Origin of the sequence: Streptomyces odontomachi, assembly GCF_024435355.1 — a bacterium.
GTDB classification, from domain to species: Bacteria; Actinomycetota; Actinomycetes; order Streptomycetales; family Streptomycetaceae; genus Streptomyces; species Streptomyces odontomachi.
In genome coordinates this window covers 58,289-77,771 of the sequence record NZ_JAMJWG010000026.1, presented here as the reverse complement: position 1 = coordinate 77,771, position 19,483 = coordinate 58,289, and the positions used below count along the sequence as shown (strand labels likewise).

Genomic DNA, 19,483 nt, shown 5'->3' with positions numbered 1-19,483 from the left:
ATCCGGTACCGGAGGTTTCGGCTGCACCCGCCCCCACGCGTCCGGCCCCTCATCCGATGCCCTGATCCGATGCCCGCACCAGACACCCGCTTCCGACACCCACACCCGACACCCGCTTCCGATGCCCCGGGAACAGCCGGCCCCGCTGCCCTGTTGGCGTCGGCATGACGATCTCGACACCCGACGTCCTGCGCTACACCGCCTTCTCCGCCGACCCGGCCGGTGGCAACCCCGCCGGCGTCGTGCTCGACGCGAGCGGCCTCGACGACGCCACGATGCTCGCCCTGGCCGCGCAGGTGGGCTACTCGGAGACGGCCTTCCTGACCGCCCCGCCGGACGACGCCGCCCCTCCGGACGCCGGTAGTGGGTCCCCCCGCGCGTTCACCGTGCGGTACTTCAGCCCGAAGGCGGAGGTGTCGTTCTGCGGTCACGCCACCGTCGCGGCGGCCGTCGCCCTCGCCGAGCGCTTCGGCCCGGGGGAACTGCTCTTCTCGACCCCCGCCGGCCCCGTACCGGTGACAGTGACGGCCGACGGAACCGCGGCGGACTCCGCTTCCGGGGCGGCTCCCGGCTCGGCCTCCGAGTCAGCCCCCGGTCCGGCTTCCGGATCGGCCCCCGGGGCGACTCCCGGATCCGTTCCCGGGTCGGCGTCCGGGCCGACTCCCGAACCCGGCGCCCTGCACGCGACGTTGACCAGCGTGCCTCCGTACGTCGCCGATGCCGCACAGGCCGATGTGACCGAGGCCCTGGCGGCGCTCGACTGGCAGGCGGACGACCTGGACCCGGCCCTGCCGCCGCGCATCGCCTACGCGGGCGCACGCCACCTCGTCCTGGCCGTGTCGAGCCGCGCCCGGCTCGCCGACCTCGCCTACGACTTCGATCGCCTCGCTGCCCTGATGCGCCGGCTGGACCTGACGACGCTCCAGCTCGTCTGGCGCGAGTCCGGCACCGTCTTCCACGTCCGGGACCCCTTCCCGGTGGGAGGTGTGGTGGAGGACCCCGCCACCGGCGCGGCCGCCGCGGCCCTCGGCGCCTACCTGCGCGAACTGGGCCTCGTCGAGAGCGACGCCCTCCTCACCCTCCACCAGGGCCACGACCTGGGTCGCCCGTCCACCCTCGCGGTGGAGCTGCGCGACGGCGATCCGCGGGTACGGGTGAGCGGGACGGCGGTGCGGATCCCGGCGGAGGACTTGAGCCCGGTGGCGTGAGCCGGTGTCATGAGGGGGATCAGGATGGGGACGGGGGGGGACGGACGGCCGGGGAGGATGGTTCGTGAACGCATCGCACCCGGAGTGGATCCTCGTCGCCGACTACGTGAACGCGCCGGGCTGCCCGCGGCCCGCGGCGGCCCTGCGCGGCTGGCTGCGTGACCGCGGCATCGACTGGATGCCGTTCACCCTGGACGAGGTGGAGTGCCGGCTGTCCTGCGGCATCGACGCCGCCGGACGCCGGCAGGGCTGGTACGGCGTCCGGGTGCGCGCGGACGCCCTGTGGCGCCTGGGTCTGCACCCCGACCAGCCCACCGCCGCCGTCCGCGCCCCGTCCCGGCGTCCCGTCAGCGCTTCTCGCCGTCGAGGGCGGTGACCTCGCGTACGGCCTCGGCTATCGCGGAGAAGTCCTTCTTGAGGATCGCACCGTGGTTGCTGGCGACCTTCGCGCTCACCTTGATGTTCGCGTTGCGGGCGGTCACCGCGTCGAGGCTGGCGCGGATCCGTTCCTGCTCGTCACCGCGGCTTCCGAAGGAGGTCCCCGAAGCGACCACGTACCGCGCCGGGACGGTGATGCCGTCCAGCACGGGACCCAGCTCGCGCTCGCGGGCGAGCTTGCCGAGCTCGATGTTGCTCTCGGCCTGCTCTTCCGCGGTCATCCGCGGGGTCAGGCCCGTGGGGCGCAGCAGCGGCAGGAACCAGCCCATCCGCCGGAACAGCTTCCGGATCCGCTGCTCCATGGCGTCGTCGAACCAGTCGTACGGTTGCGCACCGTCGACCAGCACCGCGCCCACGGTACGTTCCGGGTTCCGGCTGGCCCAGTGCGCCGCGACGAACGCTCCGTAGGACCAGCCCACGACCAGCGCACGGTCCACGCCCCTGGCCGCGAGCACCGCATCGACATCCCGGACGGCGGCCTCGAAGGAATAGTCCGCCGAACGCTTCGACTTTCTCCCGCGCGCCCGTTCGTCGTAGGTGATGTGCCGCCACCGTGGACCCAGTTCGGCGATGACCCGCGCCCAATACCCCTGCGTGGCGAACTGGCCGTTGAGGTAGACCACGGGGACACCGGGACCGCCGGTGTCGGTGACGGCCAGGGCCGTGTCGTCGACCGGCACCATGCCCGTCCACTTCGAGGAGTCCGAACGGTTCGAAGGCGTCGAAGGGTTCGACGGGGTCGAGGGGTTCGACGGGGTCGAGTGATTGCTGTTCTGCGTCATGTGTTCCACCTGATCTCGTGAAGTCGTCCTGTACGACTGGGTTCTGGTTGTGGTTTTTCTTGTTCCGGGCCCTGGTTCCGGGCCCTGGTTCCGGCTCCGATTCCGGCTCCGGCTCCGGCTCCGATTCCGGCTCCGCTCGATCAGAGGCTGCGGGCGGTGATGTCGCCCTGGGGGGTGGTGGCGCGGATGTCGAGTTCGGTGGTGCCGTCGTTCTTGAGGGCGTTGTTGATGCGGCCGTGGCCGGTGTCGGCGTCCAGGGCGGCCGAGACGCCGGCGGCGGCAGCGACCGAGATGTCGCCGGAGCCGGTGCGGAGCACGACCGTGCCGCGCACGGCCTCGGCGATCCGGATGTCGCCCCGTGCGGTGCTGATCTCCGCGGGACCGTTCAGCCGACCGACCTCTATGTCCCCGTCGATCGCGGTGAGGCGCACGCTCTCGGCCTCGTCGATCTTGATCTGGCGGTGCGCGCCCTCGAAGGCGACGTGACCGAGGCGGCCGACGCCGCGGAGTTCGGAGCTGGCGGCCTTGGCCTCGACACGGGAGCCGGCGGGCAGTTGGACGGTGACCTCCAGGGATCCGGAGGCACCGAGGAGCTTGTTCTCAGGCTCGGGGACCTGGATCCGCAGCACGCCGTCGGCGTAAGCGACGGTGGTGCGCTCGGCGGTCTGGACGTCGCGCCTCTTGGCGGGGTCGGCGGGCAGGACCTCGACGACGGTGTCGGCGCGGTCGGCGGCGATGAGCTGGATGCGTCCGGCGGGAATGTCCAGGACGGCGGAGATCGGGGCGGTGGTGTCGAACTTCTGCATCGTGCTCTCCTGTGCTCGTTCCCTCGTTCTTTCTGACACCGGAAACGCTACGTTGCTTTCCATAAGCCGGCAACATACTCGTTGCGAAGAATCAGCATTCATGCAGGTAGACAGCATCAATTCATTGCAATGGTTTCACTTACAACGCAACGAACGCCATCTCGATCATTGCAATGGGTAAGAAATGAACGCTATGGTGGCGGCGTCGGGAACCGCCACGAAGGATCAGCAAGGAGACCGCGATGCCGGGAGGCAGGCTCACCCAGCAGGAACGCCAGCAGATCGCGCTGGGGCTGGCCGACAGCCTCCCCTACGCCGAGATCGCCCGCCGCCTCGACCGTCCGACCTCGACGATCACGCGTGAGGTGATGCGCAACGGCGGCCCCACCGCCTACCGCGCCGACCTGGCCCACCGCGCCACCGAACGCCGCGCACACCGGAGCAGGCCCGCCGCCGCCTCCCGGAGGTCGGCCTCGGGCCCCCAGCCACACGGACGCGACGCCGAGGCCGTGGCCGAGTACGAGGAGACGCTCACCACCGTTCTCATGGGTTCGGGCCTGCCCAAGATGACCGCCCGGGTGCTGACCTGCCTGTTCGTCACCGACGCCGGCAGCCTCACCGCGTCCCAGCTCGCCCAGCACCTCCAGGTCAGCCCGGCGTCCGTCTCCAAGGCGATCGCCTTCCTGGAGAGCCAGAGCCTGGTGCGTCGAGAACGCGACGAACGCCGCCGCGACCGCTACATCGTCGACGACGAGCTCTTCTACCAGGCGACGATCGCCAGCGCCCGAGCCAACGACCAGCTCGTCGCGACCGCACGCCAGGGCGTCGCCGTCCTCGGCCCCCACACCCCGGCCGCCAACCGGCTGGAGAACATCGCCCGCTTCCTCGACTTCATCAGCGAGAGCATCACCCGCGCCGCCGACCAGGCCCGCGCGGTCCTCCACACCAGAACGGAAACGACCTCGGACGGCACCGAATGACCCGACCCGGAATCCGTGTCGCCGCCTACGGCGATGGAGGCGACGCCTGGGCACCCTGACCGGGATGGCCCGGGACGACCAGGGATGACCCGGGATGACGCAGCAGTTCGACCCGGTGGGCACGAAAGGGTGATCGTCGGGGGGTGGCGCGGATCCGGCGAGCCGCGTGGGTAGGTCACGTCCACGATGGACCCTGCACAGGGATGGACCATGCACAGGGGGGTCTGGTGGAGTCGACCGGTTCCGAGGGGCTGCTGCGGCTGCTGCGTGAGCGCTCGGTGGTGCGCCGGTACACGATGGAGCCCGTCGACGACGCGTTGTTGGACCGGCTCCTGGACGTGATGGTCACGGCGCCGACCGCAGCCAACAAGCAGGCCTGGGGGTTCATGGCGGTGCGCGATCCACGTTCGGTACGGCGCCTTCGGGCGTTCGCGCCGGGCATGATCGGGCTGCCGCCGCTGGTCGTGGTGGCCTGCTTCGACCGTGCACGGGCCACCAGGGACGACTCGGTGCCGTGGGACGCCGGGATGCTCTGCGTGGCCATGGCGGTGGAGAACCTGCTGCTCGCGGCGCACGCCGAAGGGTTGGGCGGCTGCCCCGTCGGCAGCTTCCGGCGGGTCGCGGTACAGCAGTTGCTGGGCCTTCCCCCGCATCTCGAACCCCTGTTGTTGGTGGCCCTGGGACGTCCCGCACGGGCGCTCGAACCCACCCGGCGGCGGCCACGCGAGGAAGTGATCCGTTATGAAACGTGGAGTTGAGGAGCAGGAATCGCCCCAGGTGGTCGAGGGGATCGTGCTGCTGGCGGCGTTCCTGCTGAGCAGCGGCCGGGGGCTGATGGACGAGCCCGCCGCGTACGGGGTCGCCCGGTGCGCCGACGGCGGGCGCCGCGCGTTGGAGCTGCTCGAAGACGCCTGCGGTGTGCGGGAGCCACGCCTGACGGCGATCCGGCAACGTCTGGAGGAGGCCATGTCAGGGCCGATGGACGGCGCCGACTTCGGGGGCCTGCTGGACGAGGCGTGCGAGAGCATCGTGGCGGTGTTGAAGGATCTCGCCTGAGGCCGGTGTCCGTCCCCCGCGATGAGTTTCCGTGGGATCCCGAGTCTGTTCCGGTGACCGTCGTACACGGCCGTACGACGCTGCCCGGCACGAGACACCACGGAGGACACCATGACGCCCACGCCGGATGACCGGACCGCCCCGCTGTCCGGCCGGCCGCCCGTCGTCGACCTGGCCACCTGGCAGGCCGCACGTGACACGTTGCTGGTCCGCGAGAAGGCCCACACCCGCGAGGGGGACGCCATCGCCGCGGCCCGTCGCCGGCTGCCGATGGTGGAGTTCGACGGGACGGTCGAGGTCGTCGGGCCCGACGGCCCGGTCCCGTTCCTGGACCTGTTCCAGGGCCGCGACGAGCTCGTGGTCTACAAGCACATGTGGTACGACGGCGCGCCGCACCAGGGGCAGTGCGAGGGCTGCACCACCACGGCCTGGCACCTGAAGAACGTCGAGGACACGGTCTACCTCAACGCCCGAGGCGTCTCGTTCGCCGTCCTGACCAGCGGCCGGTGGGACGAAGTGGCCTCCTACGTCGCGTTCATGGGCTACACCCAGCCCTGGTACTCGGTGCGCGACGTGGCGGCACCGGTCGGCGACAGCATGGGTTCCCTCACCTGCTTCCTGCGCGACGGCGACCGTACGTTCCTCACCTACGCGACGACGGGCCGTGGCAACGAGCCGGTCAACGGGTCCCTGAGCCTGCTCGACATGACGCCCTACGGCCGCCGCGAGGCGTGGGAGGACAGCCCGGAGGGCTGGCCCGAGGCCCCGCAGGCCGGCTCGCCCGTCGGTGGACACGGCGCGCCGATCTGCTGGTACTGGCGCTCGGACGCCGACGGGACCGCCGGCTGGGGCCCGACCAGCCGCCCCGTACCGCAGTGGACCCGCCCCGGTGCGACCCCCGAGGAGACCCTCGGCCGGCACGGCCACCACCACTGACGCGCCTTCTGCGGGTCAACCGGCCGGCGGGGGCATGAGGGGGAACGGATCGTTGTCGCCGCGGGCGACGTCGTCGAGGGCCTGGCGGGCGCCGGCGAGCGAGGTCAGCACCACCTGGCCCGCCGGAGCGGCAGCGTGGCGCGCCCACTGCTCGGCCTTGGCCAGGTAGTGCTCGGCCCTGTCGACCTGGAGGCCGATGGTGCGGCGCAGGGGCGCGGTGGCGCGGCGGGCGGTCACGGCGTGCTCGATCTCGTCGCGTGACGTGCCGCAGCGCTCGAGATCCTCCAGGGGCAGGTACAGCTTGCCCAGTCGCAGGTCCTCCTCCAGGTCCATGAGGAAGTCCAGCGTCTGGAGGGTGAAACCCCAGGCGGTCGCCCCGGCGGTGCCCACGGCATCGTCCGGGCCGGTCAGGCCGAGCACGGTACTGACCCAGATCGCGTGCTGCCCGCTGACGCCGTTCATGTAGCGCTCCAGGTCGGCGACGGTGGCGTACGCGGACACGCCGATGTCGTCGTGTACGGCCTGGCTGGCCAGGGCGACGCTGTCCTCGCCGATGTGCCAGGTACGCAGGACGTCGCTGAACGCCAGGCACACGAGAAGTTCGGAGTCTTCGGAGTCTTCGGACTGGTCGGAGTTTTCGGAGTGGTCGGAGTCTTCCGAGTGGTCGGCCGGGTCGGTGTGCGCCGCGTCCTGGTGGCGCCCCGCGCCCTTGGTGTCCTCGTGGACTGCTGCCGCGCGGTGGACGCCGAAGAACCTGGCCGCGAAGCGGTCGTAGCTGCGGCGCCGGTCCTCGGCGCTACGGCGGGGGTCGTCGCTGAGGTCGTCGGCGTATCCGCAGAAAGCGAACACCGCATCCCAGGGCGCCCGGGCTGCCACCGGCAGGAGGGACCGCATCCATGCCTGGGCCGCGTGGTTCTTCCTGGCGAGGAGCAGCGCGCAGTGCGCGTACGCGCGCCGCACCTGCGCGTCGAAGATCTTCGCCGCGTCCAGCTCCCGGTCGATCGTGTTCATGGCCTCGGAGGTCCCCACGTCCGCCACCTTCCCTTCCCCTTCCCCTTGCCCTTCCCTACTTCCGGCCCTGCGCCTCGCCCGTCTCCGTCGGACGGACCACGACGTAGGCCTGGCGCTCGCTCATACGCAGGGAGGTGTTGCCGAAGAAGATCCAGTCGATGAACTCGAGGCGCTGGTGGTAGATGAGGGTCGAGTGGTCCACGTCGAGCATGCCCGGCACGTCGAGCATCAGCGGCATCTCGGCGATGATGTAGCGCATGGCGCGGTCGACCTGCGCGGGGGTCGGCTCGGAGCCGTTCAGATGGCACCGGAGGGCGTGCCGTGCCGGGCGCAGGCACATCTCGCGGAGGACGGCGTCCTGCGCCACCGTTTCCTCGCAACGCCGCAGTGCGCTCTGGTAGTCCGGCCGGGCGGCGAGGTCCGAGAGCAGCAGGACGCGCAGCCGGCTCGCCGGCACCGCCGCCGCGTCGCCGGCCCGGATCACACGATTGCGGATGTGGGCCGCCTTGGACCTGGTCTTCCGATGCGCCTTCGTGTCGGGGTACCCGAGGGCGAGCCACGTCTCGACCTCGGCGAAGTCGGGGATCACCACGTCGATCAACCGGAACGACTTGGCCGACCAGCGCAGCAGCTCGGTGATGCGGGCCTCGGTGAAGTAGCTGTTCCTCGGGGACACCCCGATCAGCACATGCTCGCCCTGGTCGAGAATGCGGCGACAGTTGTCGGTCAACGGCTCGACGGCAAACATGATGTGCCCTTCCTTCAGGCCGTCGCGGCGACGGGAGTCCCCGCTGCGACAGCTGCCGTCGACCGGCGGACGGCCCACACCCCGGCCACGTAGGACATGTCGAGAACGAGGGTGGAACCCCCCAGAAAGATCAGCAGCGGGCTGCTTTCCACTCCTCCGTCTTTCACCCACAGGTACACCGCAGCGGCACCCAAGGCGGTGGGCAGCGCCTTGCACACGGCAATGGCCATGGACTGCCCGGAGGTGGAGCGGCGATGGACGAGCATGCTCAGGAACAGCGCCGACATGAGCAAATTCTGGGTGAGACCCGAATAGTTGCCGCCGGCTTCCCTGCCGCCGGCCTCGAAGTACCGGATCAGCACTTCCATGCCCACGCAGCACATGGCCATCATGACGCCGAGACCGCAGAAGAACAGCCATCTGGGCAGCCAGGGAAACTGGGCGGGCCCGAACCGGACAACCGTATAGAGGATCGCGCAGTCAAGGAGGAGCCAGATCAGAGACGTCAGCGAAAGCGGCATATTGTAATGGCGGATGAAAGCATAATTCGCCTCCCAGCTCAGATTTCCGCAGAGCGCGAGGAGCGGCATGCCGTAGGTGCGATCACGAAGCCCGACGCGAATGATCATAATATAAACAGCAAGCCATAGCAGATTCCCCACGGAAAACAGCAACTGAACCATGCGCTCTGCCATTCCTGTCGCGTACAGCCGGTCAAAAGATCCACCGGAAACATGCCATGGCTCAGGTCATCCAAAACGCCGCGGAAGTACGCGCAGAAGGGAAAAGGAAGCGTGCGCCGCGCACACGGCGCACTCGACGGCGGGGCGCACGACCATGCGCCAGCCACATCGAGGCTTCCGGCGACGGCAAGCGCCTCAGGCGCCTCAGGCGCGTCAGCCGCCTTGGGCGCCGCTCCCCAGCTCCGCGATGGTGCGCTCCAGCCAGGCGCGGTCGGCCTTGCTGGTGGCACCGGCGAGTTGGAGCATGCCGCGGCGGAACCGGTCGGTCATGTCGCGGGCGCGCAGCGGGCGGCCGTCCTCGTAGAAGTAGCTTCCGGGCTCGTCCATGAAGGCGAGGCGGCGACGCAGGACGCGGACCTGGTCGGCGGGGTCGGACAGCTGGCCGAGGAAGGCGAGCAGGACGAAGAACGAGTTGCGGTCGGTGATCTCGGGGTCCGCGGGCTCGCGCAGTCGGCGCATGAGCTCGTCCCGGCCGGATCCGGTGAGGGTGAGGACCTGCCGGGGGGTGGCGCGTTCGCCGGGTTCCGTGTGGCGGGTGATGTGCCCGGCGGCTTCCAGGCGCTTGATGGCCGGATAGAGGGCGCCGTCGCTCACGGGGCGCACATGGCCGCTGAGGCCCGAGATGCGGGCACGCAGGTCGTAGGCGTGGAGGGGACTCTCGTTGAGAAATCCAAGGATGCAGAGGGTGAGCACCGGGCCTCCGAGGTGCGAACTTCGTGGTCGTCGTGGCTGTCCACCCTAGCCACGTTCCCGCGTTTGACTCTAATAGAGATAGCTCTGTTAGAGTCAAAGTCATGACGATGGCAACCACGCGGTACTTCCACACCCCGGACGGCGTTCGGCTCGCCTGTCTCGACACGGGCGGCACGGGCCGCCCCGTCCTCGCGCTGCACGGCGCCTACGGACGCGGCCGCGCCATGCTCGGGATCGCCGACCACCTCGGCCCCGCATACCGGCTCATCGCGCTCGACATGCGCGGCCACGGGCTCTCCGACCATCCCGACGACTACGGGCGCGACGGCTTCGTCGCCGACGCGGCAGCGCTCGTCGAGCACCTCGGACTCGGGGCGGTCGCGATCGTCGGGCACTCGCTCGGCGGCATCACCGCGTACCAACTGGCGGCGAGACGACCGGAACTGGTCTCGGCGGTGGTCGTACTGGACTTTCCGGCGGAGTACCACGCACCGATCGGCGACGATCAACTGGCCGCGCTGCCGGCCCGCTTCCCGAGCATGCGGGCGATGCTGGACGCACTGGCGTTCGTGGACGAGCCCCGGCACTTCACCGAGAGCGCCGTGGAGGAACCGGAGGGCTGGCGGTTCCTGTGGCGGGCGAAGGAGATACACGCCGCCAAGGCCGCCGTCCGAGGCACCTGGTGGGACGACTTCATCGCAGCCAAGCAGCCGCTGATGGTGGTCAGGGGCGGGCGCAGCACGGTCGTCCCGCGCGACCACGCCGAGGAGATGGCCCGTCGCCGACCCGGCACGGAAGTCGTGACGATCGACGGGCACCACGACTTCTACATCACGCACCAGGCACAGCTGGGCGCCATGGTGAGAGAGTTCCTTGACCGGGCGTGACGACGGCGAGGGCCCGGCCGACCGGCCGAGCCCTCGTCCCGTCGCCGCCCCGGTTCCAGGACGGCAGCGCGTTACCTCAGTGGAGCCCCACGCAGCCCGCGAAGGCGACGAAAACACTGACGACAGCGACGAAACCCATACCCTGCTCCTACGAGATCGACATCCATCAACTCACCTGTCTCTCAAGCGAGTTGAGTGTTTCCGAGAGGTCCTCGGTCACAGTGATCTGGTGACCCGTCAGATGGGGAACATACTCGAACGCATGATCATTCACGTGATCTTCCGCATCGTGATGACATGACCGAGCGCCAGAGAGAATCGCAGGCAGGCCGGACCCTCCGGCCCTCACTTGTGAAGAACGCCTGAATGCGGAGACAAGCGGCATCAGTTGCGTATCCAGGGCATCCGGTGCACCCGGCTGGCACATTCGTTCGGCCGCGGGATGTCGGGATGCCAGTCTGTCCCGGTGACCTCAACCGACACGGACGCCCTCCGTACCGCCGCCGCCCGCAACAACGCCGGCTGGTGTGCCGCGCTCTGCCGCTCCCACGGCGTTCCAGGCACCTTCGGCCCGATGGCCTGGTGGAGTGCCCGTCGCACACCGCCGTACTACCCGGACGCCATCACGCTCCACCAGGACGCGGTGCCGGCCGACTTCCTCACCCCGCTCGACACGGCGGCCCCCGGCTGCTCGGTCAAGGACAGCTTCGCCACGCTCGATCTCCGCTCGAGCGGCTTCGTCGAACTCTTCGACGCCCAGTGGATCCACCGCGCGCCGGAACTCCCCGCACCGCAGACGTCGGCGTTGCGCACCGCGCGGGTCTCCACCGCCGCCCGGCTGCTGGATTGGCAGGTCGCGTGGCACGGCGGTGACGGCGGCCCGGACGTGTTCCGCCCACCGCTGCTGGACGAACCCTCCGTGCGGGTGCTCGCCTTCCACGAGGGCGACGAGCTCTCTGGCGGTGTCGTCCTGAATCACGATGCCGGGCTCGTCGGCCTCTCCAACCTCTTCGCCGTCAACGGCACCGACGTCGCCGCCGTCTGGTCGTCGGCGATCAGTGCGGCCGCCCGTCACTTCCCCGGCCTGCCCCTCGTCGGCTACGAGCACGGGAACGATCTCGCGCACGCTCGCGCGAGCGGTTTCAGCGCACTCGGCCCGCTCCGCGTCTGGCTGCACGAGGCCTGACCGGGCCCGCCGCTCGGCTCACCAGTCGAGATCCTCGACGTACCAGCCGTGTTGCCGGTCCTCCCAGGCGGCCATGCTGGGATACCTGTCGCCGCAGTACCGGGCGACGAGGTGCTCGGCGAACGCCACCCGCTCGTCGTCGTCCACCAGCCGCAACTCCAGCTCGTCGTCGTACCGGAGCACATGGCCACCGTCGGGCAGTGCCTCCAGCACCATGCCGTAGGGGGCGTCGGCGCCACCGTGGCAGGCCCACAGGTAGGCCGCGTAGATGTACCGGTAGGCGAACTCGTCCGCCTTGTCGCCGATGCCGTCCAGCCAGGCGTCGAACTTGTCCATTCCTCCCCCGATCCCAAGGTCAGAGTTCGAAGTCCTGATAGCCGTAGGTGGCGGTGTGGAAAAAGTGTCCTGGAAGCGCGTGGAGCGCGACCGTGTCCCCTTCGCCCACGGCCTTCCCACGCAGCGGCGGCACCTGCACGCGGTCCCAGTCGACGGTGACGCTGACCGTGTCCCCCAACTCCCCGGCGAACATCCGGTAGGACAGGGTGTCCGTCTCGTCCTCGGCCTCCTCGTCCGCCTCGAAGTCGTACCCCACCGGCTGCTCGGGCCCGGTGAAGGTGATCGTCGGGTAGCCCGCCACCGCGATGGCGAGGAAGGGATGCAGGTCGATCGAGTCGGTCTGCTTCCCCTGCTGGTACACGTCCAGGCTCAGGCGGGCGCCGTACCAGCAGAGCAGGTAGAGGTTGATCTCCTCCGCGAGTTCCGCCGCAAGGTCTTGCCGGACCTCTTCGAGGCTGCCTCGGACGTAGTGGGTGTCCTTCCTGGCACCACCGGAGCCCACGCCGAAGGCCAGGTCGTAGAAACTGCATGTCATGCGCATGATCCTACGCAGCGGGCACACCGCCGGCCGCGGACCTCCCACACCCCCCGCCCCGCCGCACCCCGAGGACTCCGCCTCTACCACGAACGGCGTAACGACCCCCTCCCACCGGACCTATATGGGCACAATGTGATGTATGCCCGAGTCACCCAGGCGCCCTTTGCCCGAGGCCACCCCGGAAGCCACACCCGACGCCGCACCTGACGTCACCCCCGACGTCACCCCCGAAGCCGCACCGACCGCACCACCTGACCCGGCACCCGAAGCCGCACCGACCGCCGGGCCGCGCGGCGCGCCTGACGCCGTGCCCGAACCCTCTCCCGTGCCCTCCTCCGCCCCCGAAGCCGTCCCCCGGGCCGCGCCCAGGTTCAGTGTCGTCGTGCCTGCTCACGGGGTTGCCGGGCGGTTGGCGCTGGCGCTGGACTCGGTGCTGGCGCAGTCCTTCCGGGGTCGTGGCGGGTGGCCCGGGGCCGGCCGGGCGGCAGAGGCGGCGGGGCTCGCCGGGGCGGGAGGCCCGGTCGGGATCGAGGTCATCCCGGTGTGCGCCGGCGCGGACACCCTGGACGGCACGATCGCGGCCCGGTACGCGCACCGGGACCCGCGGGTGAAGCCCGTCCGCTCGGCGCCGGACGCCGGCTTGAGCGGCGCGCGGAACACCGGGCTCGCCGCCGCCACCGGCGACTACGTCGTCTTCCTGGACGGCGACGACACGCTCGCGCCCGGCGCGCTGGCCGCCGTCGCCGACCGGCTGGACGCCACGGGCGACGTCGACCTGCTCTTCGTGGGACACGAGCGGGTGCACTGGTGGAAGGGGGCGCAGCCGGGTGATCCGCTGGGCGAGCAGATGGCGGGAGCGCCCGAGGGGGTGTTCGCGCCGGACGACGCGCCCTGGTTGTCGGGCACCACGCTGCCCGCGTGGAGCGCGGTGCACCGGCGTGCTTTCCTGGCCGACCATGCGCTGGCGTTCCCCCGGGGCGGGTACACGGACGTCGGCTTCGGCGGTCTCGAACTGCTCGCCGCCGACCGGATCGCGGTGCTGCGGCGGGTGTGCGTACGGCATCTGCTGCGGCGCCAGGGGAATCTGCTGCGGTCGCCCGGCGCGCACCACTTCGACCTGCTGGAGCAGGCGGATCTGGTGCTCACCCGGGCCACGGCGTTCAGCGCCGGCGGCGCCGGCGCGGCACCGCCGCAGGTGTCCCCCGCCCGTCTGCACACCCTCTTCGCCCATCTCATGGCGCAGATCCTGCGGACCGCCGCCGCCGCGCCGGAACTGCTGCCGAACGACGCGCCGGTCCGCGGCGGCCGGGAGTTCTTCGACCGGGCGGCCGAGCTGTACCGGGTGCACCGGCCGGCCGGGTTCGCCCCGCCCCCGGGGCGCCTGGGCGTGCAACACCGGCTGGTGGCGGCCGGGGCGTACGGGACGTTCGCGGCGCTACGCGAGGCGCACCGGCAGGCGTGGCGCGCCGTGCGGGGGGCCCGGGCGACGGCGGGCCGGGCCCGCCGGCATGTGCCGCTGCGCAACGGCGCCTACCGCGCGGCCCTGCGCCGGCCCATCGACGAGAACCTCGCCGTGTACTGCTCGTACTGGGGCCGCGGCTACACGTGCAACCCGGCCGCCATCCACGCCGCCGCGCGCCGCCTCGCGCCGCACATCCGCTCCGTCTTCCTGGTCACCGAGGAGGCGGCCGAGCGGATGCCGGACGGCGTCGAGTACGCCGTGCTCGACACGCCGCGCGCCTGGGAGCTGCTGGCCCGCGCCAAGTACCTCGTCAACAACGCCAACTTCGCCAACGCCGTCGTCAAGCGCCCCGGCACCGTCCACCTCCAGACCCAGCACGGCACCCCGCTGAAGCGGATGGGCATCGAGCAGGCCGAGTACCCGGTGGTCGCCGCGCACAGCGGCAGCTTCGGCAAGCTGCTCACCCGGGTCGACCGGTGGGACTACAACCTCTCGTCGAACCGGCACTCCACCGAGGTGTGGGAGCGGGAGTTCCCCGCGGACTACGAGATGCTGGAGTACGGCTACCCGCGCAACGACGTCTACCAGCACGCGACCGCGGCGGACGTCGCCCGGATCCGCCGCGAGCTGGGCGTCCGCGAGGACCGCACGGCGATCCTGTACGCGCCCACGCACCGCGACTACCGCACCGCCTTCCGCGCCCAGCTGGACCTGGACGCCTTCCTGGCGGCGGCCGGTGAGGAGTTCGTCGTGCTGCTGCGGGCGCACTACTTCTACGAAGCGGACACCGATGCCGCCGACACCGCCCCCGGCGCGCGCGGCGAGCGGCGCATCATCGACGTGACCGGGCACCCGTCCGCCGAGGAGCTCTGCCTGGCCGCCGACGCCCTGGTCACGGACTACTCGTCGATCATGTTCGACTACGCCAACCTGGACCGCCCGATCGTGGTCTACGCCGACGACTGGGACGTCTACCGGGAGACCCGCGGCGTCACCTTCGACATCACCGCCTTCCCGCCGGGGCCGATCGCCCGGACCGGGTCCGAGCTGGCGGGGGTCTTCCGGGACGGCTCGTGGGCCGACGGGCACGCGGCCGGGCTGCGGGAGCGGTTCCGGGAGCGGTTCTGCACGTTCGACGACGGGCGGGCCGCGGAACGGGTGGTGCGCCGGGTCCTGCTGGGTGAGCCACCGGAGGCGATCCCGGCGGTGGTCCCGCTCGCCGCGCGCACCCCCGCCCCCGCGGCCCGCCCGGCGCCGCCCTCCCTGGCCGCGGCGCCCACCGCCGCCCCCGCCGCTCCCCCGCCACCCCACCCGGAGAAGGGCTGACCGTGCCCCGTTTCAGCGTCATCGTGCCCGTGTACAAGGTGCAGGGTTATCTGCGTGCCTGCCTCGACTCGGTGCTCGGCCAGTCCTGCACGGACCTGGAACTGATCGCCGTCGACGACTGCTCACCGGACGGCAGCGGTGCCATCCTCGACGAGTACGCGGCCCGCGACACCCGGATGAAGGTGCTGCACCTGCCGCAGAACGTGGGCCTGGGCCGGGCCCGCAACGCCGGGGTTCCGCACGCCACCGGCGACTACGTGCTCTTCCTGGACAGCGACGACTCGTACACGCCCGGCATCCTCGCCGCCGTCGCCGACCGGCTGTCCGCGACCGGTGACCCGGACATCCTGGTCTTCGACCACGTACGCACCCACTGGTGGGGCAGCAGCGGCCGCAGTGCCGGCGCCGACCTGCTGGAAAAGGCCGGTACGGACACCTTCCGGATCCAGGAGAGCCCCGAGTACCTGCATGTCTTCCTGGTCGCCTGGAACAAGGCGTTCCGCCGTGACTTCTACCTGGCGCACGACTTCGCGTACGCGCCGGGGTTGTACGAGGACGCGCCGGTGACCTATCGGGCCATGGTGACGGCGGAGCGGATCGCGTTCCTGGACCGGGTCGGCGTCGAGTACCGGCAGCGGCGGCAGGGCGCGATCACCCGCACCCCGGGGCGCAAGCACTTCGACATGTTCGCGCAGTACGAGAACCTGTTCGCCGAACTGGCGGCGCGGCCCGAACTGTCCTGGTCACAGCCGCTGCTGTTCGAACGGGCGCTGGACCACATGCTGTTCACGCTGGCACGTCCCGAGCGGGTGACGCCCGCCGACCGCCCCGACTTCTACTTCCGCACCGCCGACTTCCACCGCCGCCACCGGCCCGCCGGTTTCCGCCCGCCCGGGGGCCTGCGGGGTGCAGAGATGCGGCTGTTGGCAAGCGCCCCGTACGCCGCGTACCGCGCGCTGCACCGGGTACACGGCGCACGCGCGCCGTTGCGTGAGGGGGCACGCCGGGTGCGCGAGGCGGTGACGGCCCGCACCGACGCGCGCTTCTACGCCGCCCAGTTGCGCCGCCCGCTCGACCCGCGCCTCGTGGTCTACGCGTCAGGACACCACCGGAGCGTCTCGGGCGACCCCGCCGCGATCCACGCCTGCGCACGCCGGCTCGCGCCGGAGCTGCACGGCGTGTGGGTGGTCCACCCGGAGGCGGTCGGCGAGGTGCCGGCGGACGCCGACTGCGTCACCATCGGCTCGCGCCGCTACTACGAGACCATGGCCCGCGCCACGTACTGGGTGAACAACGTCAACTGGCCCGGCAGCCTGGTCAAACGCCCCGGCACCGTGCACGTCCACACCCACCTGGGCAGCCCGCTGAAGCACATGGGGGTCGACCTGCGCGACCGCCCCGGGGCGCGGTACGGCTTCGACGTGCGGGCCATGCTGTGGCGCAGCGACCGCTGGGACATCAGCCTGGTCGCCAGCCGGCACGCCGAGGAGATCTGGGAGCGCGCCTTCCCGTGCGGCTTCCGCTCGCTGCGCAGCGGCAGCCCGCGCAACGACGTACTGGTGCACGCCGAGTCCCCGAGCGCCGTGGACCGCGCCGCCGCGACCCGGCGCCGCCTCGGCATCCCCGAAGACGCCACGGTGGTGCTCTACGCGCCCACGCCCCGCGACTACCGGCGCGGCCGGTACGTGGAACGGATCGACCTGGAGCGTCTCGCGCACGCGCTCGGCCCCGGGCGCCGGCTCGTGCTGCGGCTGCACCCGGCGCTCGCCCAGCACCCCGCGCGCGATCTGGTGCCGCGTGACCTGCACCGCCGCGGGCTGCTCGTGGACGCCACCGACGAACGGTCGGTGGAGGACCTGATGCTCGCCTCCGACGTCCTGATCACGGACTACTCGGCCCTGATGTTCGACTACGTACTGCTGGACCGGCCGGTGATCGTGCACGCCGACGACTGGCACGCCTTCCGCGCCGTACGCGGCACCTACTTCGACGTCACCGCCAGCCCTCCGGGCCATGTCACCCGCACCTTCGACGAGCTGGCCGCCCTCTTCGCCGAGGGCTCCGATGCTTGGCGCGACACCGCATCCGCCCGGCTGCGCAGCGCCTTCCGGCAACGGTTCTGCACCTACGAGGACGGACACGCGGCGGAACGGGTGGTGCGCACGGTGTTCCTGGGCGAGCCGGTACCGGACGCGGGAGGCAGCCTGGCCGCGGCCGGGGTGACGGACGCCGCCGGCTTCCCGGCCGTGCCGATCGCTTCGGACGCGCCCGCGGTGCGGGGCGGGCACGGCGGGGCCCCGTCGCCCGTCGGTGAGGTGGACGAGCCGTGACGACTCAGGCGGGGGCGTCCGTGGGGGCGGGGATCGCGCCGGATGCCTCGGGCACCGCGACGGCGCCGGCGGCGGCCGGGGCGAGGGGGCGCACGTGGTGGCCGGGCGCCGTGCCACGCGGGCGCCGGGTCACCACCTGGTGGACGTACGCGCTCGTGGCCGTGCCCACCGCCGCCCTCTTCGTGCTCGGCTACCGCAGACGGTGGATCTGCGACGACGGCCTGATCTACCTGCGACCGGTCCGGCAGATCCTGGCGGGCCACGGCCCCGTCTTCAACGTCGGCGAGCGCGCGGAGAGTTCCACCGGCGCCCTGTGGCAGTGGCTGCTGACGCTGGTCACCTGGGTCTCGGGCACGGATCCGGCGTTCCTGGCGGTGGGTCTCGGCCTGGCGTTGAGCACGGCCGGGTACGGGCTGGCGCTGTGGACGACGTGCCGGCTGCACGGCGGCCCGGCGAGCGCCCGGCTCCTCGTCCCCGCCGGCATCCTCGTCCTGCTCGCCGTGCCGCCCTTCTGGTCGTACATGACCTCGGGTCTGGAATCCGGCCTCGGCACGTTCTGGACGGGGCTGGCGTGGTGGCTGCTGGTGCGGACCTGGCACGCGGGCGGGCGTACGCCGGGTGCCGTCGGCGCCAGCACGCGGACGGTGGGCGCCCGGACCCGCTGGGAGCCGTACGTCACGGCCGGCGCCTTCGGTCTCGGTTGGCTGGTCCGACCGGACCTGCTGGTGGTCTCGGTGTGCTTCCTGGCCGCGCAGTGGTGGCTGCTGCGGCCCGCGCCGGCGCGCGCGGCACGGCTGCTCGGCGCTGCGGCGCTGGTCCCGTTCGCCTACGAGGTGTTCCGCGCCGGGTACTACGGCGTGCTGCTCCCGCTGCCCGCGATCGCGAAGGAAGCCGGAGCCAGCGACTGGGGCCGCGGCGCGCGTTACGTGCAGGAGACCATGGGCCCGTACTGGATCTGGCCGGCGGCGACGCTGATGGCGAAGGTGGCGGTGCAACGCGTCCGGGCCACCCTGCGCGCCGAACGCCACGGGTCCCGGCTGGTGAGCGCGACGGGGCCCACCGCGGGGCGCGCCGGCGTCGTCCTCCTCGCGCCCGTGGCCGCCGGAACCCTCCTCACCCTGTACGTGATGCGCGTGGGCGGCGACTACATGCACGCCCGTATGATCCTGCCGGCCCTCTTCCTCCTCCTGCTGCCCTTCCTCGCGGTGCCCGCGACCCGGCTCGCCGGGGCCATGGCCGGGCTGCTGCTGGTGTGGCTCGCGCTGGCCGTGAGCCCGCTGCGCCAGCCGTACGACCTACGGGGCTCCGCGACGACGTTCAACGTGCGCAGCTCCGACGTCGGCTACACCCACGACCACAACCCGGTGCGCAGCGCCACCTGGGTCCACCACTGGCCCCGGCTGCCGAACGCGAACGCGATGGTGGCGCAGGCGGTGCACGCCGGGCGCCCCACGCTGCTCTACTTCGACGCCGCCCGCCGCCCGCACGCCACGCCGATGCCGGCCGGTTCGCGCTACCACGTGGTCATGGTGGGCCGTCATCTGGGCGTCACCGGTGCGGCGGTCCCGCTGGACGACTACGTGAACGACGCGTGGGGCCTGGCCAGCCCGATCGGCGCCCATCTGGCGCTGGAGCGCTGGGCATGGCCCGGCCATGAGAAGTTCCTGCGCAACCACTGGGTCTTCGCCGACTGGGCGCCGCCCGCGCCCGACGCGACGGACCTGCGGCGCGCGGGCGTCACACGCGCCGACCTCCGCGCGGCCCGCGCCGCCCTGCACTGCGGCCCCCTCGCCGAACTGAACCAGTCGGTGCGCGCGCCCCTGACCCCGTCCCGTTTCTGGCACAACCTCACCGGCGCCTGGGACCGCACCCTCTTCCGCTTCGCCCGTGCGCCCCAGGAGGCACGGGCGGAGCTGTGCGGGACGGACAGGAAGAGCGGGGGGTCCGTGGGGAGCAGGAAGGACGTGGAGGGCGAGAAGGGCGAGAGGGAGACGCTGGTGCGGGACATGCAGTGAGC

At 71.5% G+C, this 19,483-nt stretch carries 19 protein-coding genes; 11 read left to right on the top strand and 8 right to left on the bottom strand.

The window, feature by feature from the left end:
- Positions 1 to 164 precede the first annotated feature (164 nt).
- Together NQO67_RS36955 and NQO67_RS44435 are read left to right on the top strand one after the other, a co-directional pair.
- Positions 165 to 1,208, top strand: a complete 1,044-nt coding sequence (locus tag NQO67_RS36955) for a PhzF family phenazine biosynthesis protein (protein ID WP_255954838.1) — start codon at positions 165 to 167, stop codon at positions 1,206 to 1,208.
- Between the two features lie 64 nt (positions 1,209 to 1,272).
- Positions 1,273 to 1,584 carry a hypothetical protein gene (locus tag NQO67_RS44435; protein WP_308295734.1) on the top strand — a complete coding sequence of 104 codons (312 nt, stop codon included), beginning with the start codon at positions 1,273 to 1,275 and terminating at the stop codon, positions 1,582 to 1,584.
- Here NQO67_RS44435 and NQO67_RS36945 read toward each other — a convergent pair.
- Together NQO67_RS36945 and NQO67_RS36940 are read right to left on the bottom strand one after the other, a co-directional pair.
- Positions 1,556 to 2,428 (bottom strand): alpha/beta fold hydrolase, encoded by an 873-nt coding sequence (locus NQO67_RS36945; RefSeq protein WP_255954837.1) that lies wholly within the window; start codon positions 2,426 to 2,428, stop codon positions 1,556 to 1,558. The two genes, NQO67_RS44435 and NQO67_RS36945, sit on opposite strands and share 29 nt — an antisense overlap.
- Positions 2,429 to 2,568: 140 nt before the next feature.
- The gene (locus tag NQO67_RS36940) at positions 2,569 to 3,234 is read right to left on the bottom strand and encodes a DUF4097 family beta strand repeat-containing protein (RefSeq protein ID WP_255954836.1); all 666 of its coding nucleotides are present in this window, start codon (positions 3,232 to 3,234) and stop codon (positions 2,569 to 2,571) included.
- 242 nt (positions 3,235 to 3,476) lie between these two features.
- Between NQO67_RS36940 and NQO67_RS36935 the strand changes: the two genes are divergently transcribed.
- The 4 genes from NQO67_RS36935 (at position 3,477) to NQO67_RS36920 (ending at position 6,206) form a co-directional block, all read left to right on the top strand.
- Positions 3,477 to 4,214 carry a helix-turn-helix domain-containing protein gene (locus NQO67_RS36935; protein ID WP_255954835.1) on the top strand — a complete coding sequence of 246 codons (738 nt, stop codon included), beginning with the start codon at positions 3,477 to 3,479 and terminating at the stop codon, positions 4,212 to 4,214.
- 203 nt (positions 4,215 to 4,417) lie between these two features.
- Entirely contained in the window at positions 4,418 to 4,972 is a 555-nt protein-coding gene (locus NQO67_RS36930; protein ID WP_255954834.1) for a nitroreductase family protein, read from the top strand.
- Positions 4,956 to 5,270 carry a DUF6092 family protein gene (locus NQO67_RS36925; protein ID WP_255954833.1) on the top strand — a complete coding sequence of 105 codons (315 nt, stop codon included), beginning with the start codon at positions 4,956 to 4,958 and terminating at the stop codon, positions 5,268 to 5,270. The genes NQO67_RS36930 and NQO67_RS36925 overlap by 17 nt, the downstream gene beginning before the upstream one ends.
- A 111-nt stretch (positions 5,271 to 5,381) precedes the next feature.
- Positions 5,382 to 6,206, top strand: a complete 825-nt coding sequence (locus NQO67_RS36920; protein ID WP_255954832.1) for a DUF899 family protein — start codon at positions 5,382 to 5,384, stop codon at positions 6,204 to 6,206.
- A gap of 15 nt (positions 6,207 to 6,221) precedes the next feature.
- Here NQO67_RS36920 and NQO67_RS36915 read toward each other — a convergent pair whose 3' ends face one another.
- From NQO67_RS36915 to NQO67_RS36900, 4 genes are all read right to left on the bottom strand, one after another.
- A complete protein-coding gene (locus NQO67_RS36915) occupies positions 6,222 to 7,235 on the bottom strand; it encodes a squalene/phytoene synthase family protein (protein WP_255954831.1) in 1,014 nt (337 codons plus the stop codon).
- 37 nt (positions 7,236 to 7,272) lie between these two features.
- On the bottom strand, positions 7,273 to 7,965 hold the full coding sequence (locus NQO67_RS36910) for a tRNA-dependent cyclodipeptide synthase (RefSeq protein WP_255954830.1): 693 nt from the start codon (positions 7,963 to 7,965) through the stop codon (positions 7,273 to 7,275).
- 14 nt (positions 7,966 to 7,979) lie between these two features.
- A complete protein-coding gene (locus NQO67_RS36905; RefSeq protein ID WP_255954829.1) occupies positions 7,980 to 8,660 on the bottom strand; it encodes a transmembrane-type terpene cyclase in 681 nt (226 codons plus the stop codon).
- A gap of 201 nt (positions 8,661 to 8,861) precedes the next feature.
- The gene (locus NQO67_RS36900; RefSeq protein WP_255954828.1) at positions 8,862 to 9,401 is read right to left on the bottom strand and encodes a PadR family transcriptional regulator; all 540 of its coding nucleotides are present in this window, start codon (positions 9,399 to 9,401) and stop codon (positions 8,862 to 8,864) included.
- A gap of 101 nt (positions 9,402 to 9,502) precedes the next feature.
- Between NQO67_RS36900 and NQO67_RS36895 the strand changes: the two genes are divergently transcribed.
- Positions 9,503 to 10,288 (top strand): alpha/beta fold hydrolase, encoded by a 786-nt coding sequence (locus tag NQO67_RS36895; RefSeq protein ID WP_255954827.1) that lies wholly within the window; start codon positions 9,503 to 9,505, stop codon positions 10,286 to 10,288.
- A gap of 466 nt (positions 10,289 to 10,754) precedes the next feature.
- Positions 10,755 to 11,474 (top strand): hypothetical protein, encoded by a 720-nt coding sequence (locus NQO67_RS36890; protein WP_255954826.1) that lies wholly within the window; start codon positions 10,755 to 10,757, stop codon positions 11,472 to 11,474.
- Between the two features lie 18 nt (positions 11,475 to 11,492).
- Here the strand turns inward: NQO67_RS36890 and NQO67_RS36885 are convergent, their stop codons facing one another.
- Both NQO67_RS36885 and NQO67_RS36880 read right to left on the bottom strand, forming a co-directional pair.
- Entirely contained in the window at positions 11,493 to 11,810 is a 318-nt protein-coding gene (locus NQO67_RS36885; protein WP_255954825.1) for a hypothetical protein, read from the bottom strand.
- A 19-nt stretch (positions 11,811 to 11,829) separates the two neighbouring features.
- Positions 11,830 to 12,345, bottom strand: coding sequence for a hypothetical protein (locus NQO67_RS36880; protein ID WP_255954824.1), 516 nt, complete (start codon positions 12,343 to 12,345; stop codon positions 11,830 to 11,832).
- Positions 12,346 to 12,487: 142 nt separating this feature from the next.
- Here NQO67_RS36880 and NQO67_RS36875 point away from each other — a divergent pair, with 142 nt between their 5' ends.
- The 3 genes from NQO67_RS36875 to NQO67_RS36865 are packed head-to-tail and all read left to right on the top strand — an operon-like array spanning position 12,488 to position 19,481.
- Complete coding sequence (locus tag NQO67_RS36875; protein WP_255954823.1) at positions 12,488 to 15,136, top strand: bifunctional glycosyltransferase/CDP-glycerol:glycerophosphate glycerophosphotransferase; 2,649 nt, start codon at positions 12,488 to 12,490, stop codon at positions 15,134 to 15,136.
- A gap of 2 nt (positions 15,137 to 15,138) precedes the next feature.
- On the top strand, positions 15,139 to 17,466 hold the full coding sequence (locus NQO67_RS36870) for a bifunctional glycosyltransferase/CDP-glycerol:glycerophosphate glycerophosphotransferase (RefSeq protein ID WP_255954822.1): 2,328 nt from the start codon (positions 15,139 to 15,141) through the stop codon (positions 17,464 to 17,466).
- Complete coding sequence (locus tag NQO67_RS36865) at positions 17,463 to 19,481, top strand: arabinofuranosyltransferase AftB family protein (RefSeq protein WP_255954821.1); 2,019 nt, start codon at positions 17,463 to 17,465, stop codon at positions 19,479 to 19,481. Before NQO67_RS36870 ends, NQO67_RS36865 begins: the two co-directional genes overlap by 4 nt.
- Positions 19,482 to 19,483 lie beyond the last annotated feature (2 nt).

Bases quoted from the DNA above. Each gene is read 5' to 3' on its own strand.
- NQO67_RS36955 (WP_255954838.1), top strand. From the start codon at position 165: ATGACGATCTCGACACCCGACGTCCTGCGCTACACCGCCTTCTCCGCC.
- NQO67_RS36945 (WP_255954837.1), bottom strand. From the start codon at position 2,428: ATGACGCAGAACAGCAATCACTCGACCCCGTCGAACCCCTCGACCCCG.
- NQO67_RS36940 (WP_255954836.1), bottom strand. From the start codon at position 3,234: ATGCAGAAGTTCGACACCACCGCCCCGATCTCCGCCGTCCTGGACATT.
- NQO67_RS36935 (WP_255954835.1), top strand. From the start codon at position 3,477: ATGCCGGGAGGCAGGCTCACCCAGCAGGAACGCCAGCAGATCGCGCTG.
- NQO67_RS36930 (WP_255954834.1), top strand. From the start codon at position 4,418: ATGGACCATGCACAGGGGGGTCTGGTGGAGTCGACCGGTTCCGAGGGG.
- NQO67_RS36925 (WP_255954833.1), top strand. From the start codon at position 4,956: ATGAAACGTGGAGTTGAGGAGCAGGAATCGCCCCAGGTGGTCGAGGGG.
- NQO67_RS36920 (WP_255954832.1), top strand. From the start codon at position 5,382: ATGACGCCCACGCCGGATGACCGGACCGCCCCGCTGTCCGGCCGGCCG.
- NQO67_RS36910 (WP_255954830.1), bottom strand. From the start codon at position 7,965: ATGTTTGCCGTCGAGCCGTTGACCGACAACTGTCGCCGCATTCTCGAC.
- NQO67_RS36905 (WP_255954829.1), bottom strand. From the start codon at position 8,660: ATGGCAGAGCGCATGGTTCAGTTGCTGTTTTCCGTGGGGAATCTGCTA.
- NQO67_RS36895 (WP_255954827.1), top strand. From the start codon at position 9,503: ATGACGATGGCAACCACGCGGTACTTCCACACCCCGGACGGCGTTCGG.
- NQO67_RS36885 (WP_255954825.1), bottom strand. From the start codon at position 11,810: ATGGACAAGTTCGACGCCTGGCTGGACGGCATCGGCGACAAGGCGGAC.
- NQO67_RS36880 (WP_255954824.1), bottom strand. From the start codon at position 12,345: ATGACATGCAGTTTCTACGACCTGGCCTTCGGCGTGGGCTCCGGTGGT.
- NQO67_RS36875 (WP_255954823.1), top strand. From the start codon at position 12,488: ATGCCCGAGTCACCCAGGCGCCCTTTGCCCGAGGCCACCCCGGAAGCC.